The organism is Butyrivibrio sp. (genome assembly GCF_024699075.1).
In genome coordinates this window covers 1-2113 of sequence record NZ_JAILQF010000024.1, presented here as the reverse complement: position 1 = coordinate 2113, position 2113 = coordinate 1, and the positions used below count along the sequence as shown (strand labels likewise).

General features: G+C 40.8%; 2 protein-coding genes. Both read left to right on the top strand.

Annotated features, from left to right (window positions below):
* The coding region (locus K6G87_RS00785; protein WP_296832548.1) for an FtsW/RodA/SpoVE family cell cycle protein at positions 1 to 672 on the top strand (672 nt) is incomplete at its 5' end.
* 123 nt (positions 673 to 795) lie between these two features.
* Positions 796 to 2113 (top strand): MATE family efflux transporter (locus tag K6G87_RS00780; protein ID WP_296832545.1); only part of this gene is annotated, 1318 nt, incomplete at its 3' end.

Sequence of the window (2113 nt, the reverse complement as noted above, 5' to 3'; positions counted from 1 at the left end):
CTTGTAACAGCTCTTATGATGCTGATATCAATGCTTACACTACTTACGATCGCAATAGCAAAAGGCTGGTTCAAGTTTTCAAAGCCTATAGCAATAGCATCAATATGGGGCGTATTTGTAGGACTTCCGGTGATCGGATCCGTAGTCATGTTCTTTGGAAATGGATTAGCAGATTATCAGAAGGCAAGACTCGTAGCCTTTTTTACAGGCAGCGGCGAAGCAAGTTATCTTACTAATGTATTAAGAAATGTAGCAGCATCCTGCAGACTCTACGGAAGTAACGGAGTAGATGCAAGTATTACAATACCTGAATATAACTCAGCATACGTTCTTTCATATATATCAATTACATACGGGCTGATCGCAGGAATACTTATTGCATGCGCACTTGCAGCTCTTATTGCGATAGTCTTTGGAATATCACTTAAGCAGAAGAATCAGCTTGGAATGCTTATGGGATGCGGCTGTGGTATGGTTCTTCTTGTAACTACTTTTATCAACATCTTTCAAAATCTTGGATGGTTCCCGCCTTCAAGAACATTCCTGCCACTTATGTCTTCCGGCGGAAGTAATATCATAGTTACGTATATACTAATAGGAATAGTTCTTAGCATATACAAATACAAAAGCATTTATCCAAAACATATATCTGTGGACTATAAGATTTTGTGACTACATAATTTTTTAAAACAATTAAACTAAAAATGATAAAAAACCGGCAACATATGATAAAAAGTTGCTGGTTTTTCTTTGCACACTCATATAAACTTTAGATTGAATGAAAAGAGGTCTAAAGTGAAAAATCAAAAAACATCAATCTTAAACATGACCGAGGGTAATCCGGTCGCACTTATAATACAATTTTCGATACCCATGCTTATCGGTAATCTGTTCCAGCAGCTTTACAACCTGGTGGATTCTATTATCGTGGGACAATTCGTAGGTGCAGATGCCCTTGCAGCGATAGGTGCAACAGGATCTGTAACGTTTCTGTTTTTCGCACTCTGTAATGGTATTGGCAGCGGCGGCGGAATCATAACATCACAGTTTTTTGGAAAAGGAAATGTGAAAGAAATAAAGTCCTGTATCGTAAATACAGGTTATATAATGCTGGTATTTCCTCTGATAGTGGGAATCTGTGCCTTCTTTCTGGCAGGACCCGCATTAGCTCTTTTGGGAACCCCGGACGATATCATGGGTGATGCGGTTCTCTACATGCAGATCATGTGCGTTGGTCTTATCTTCGTATCACTATATAACTACGCATCGTCAATGCTTAGAGCACTGGGAGACTCCAAGACTCCCCTTTATTTTCTTGTCTTTTCATGCATTCTGAATACTGGTCTTGACGTACTTTTCGTATGCGGACTGCATATGAGCGTAGCAGGCGCAGGTATTGCAACTGTGATCTCTCAGTTTATATCAGGCATCAGCTGCCTTTTATATGCGATAGCAAGAAACGAATACTTCCATATGACAAGAGATGATATGAAGTATGACACACAGATTTCCATTAAAGTTCTCAAACTCGGAATTCCACTGTCACTCCAGTTTTCCCTGATCGCAATATCATGTATGGCCCTTCAGAAGGTTGTTAATTCTTATGGCAAAATAGCTGTTGCCGCATTCACAGCTACCAGCAGAATCGAGCAGATAATCCACCAACCCTACCAGACACTTGGCGCAGCCCTTTCAACCTGTACCGGCCAGAACTACGGTGCCGGCAAGAAAAAGAGAATTACAGAAGGCTACCACAAAGGCCTTCTGCTTATGTTTATCTTCTCAGTCCTGATGCTGCCTATAATACAGCTTTTCGGCGAGTATATGATAAGGCTATTCGTTGAAGACGAACCAGTTATTGTAATGGGTGCTAAAGCCCTCAAGATCACAAGCTTTTTCTATGTGATGCTTGGAATGATCTACGTTGTAAGAGGCGTATTGAACGGACTTGGCGATTCCTTTTTTGCCCTATTTAATGGAATGGTAGAAGTCTTCGGAAGATTTACAGTACCATTTATGCTGACAGCTATTCCTGCAATTGGTCTATGGGGAATATGGTGGTCTGTCGGAATCGTATGGGCGATAAGCGGAATCACAGCCTGGATGAGGTATA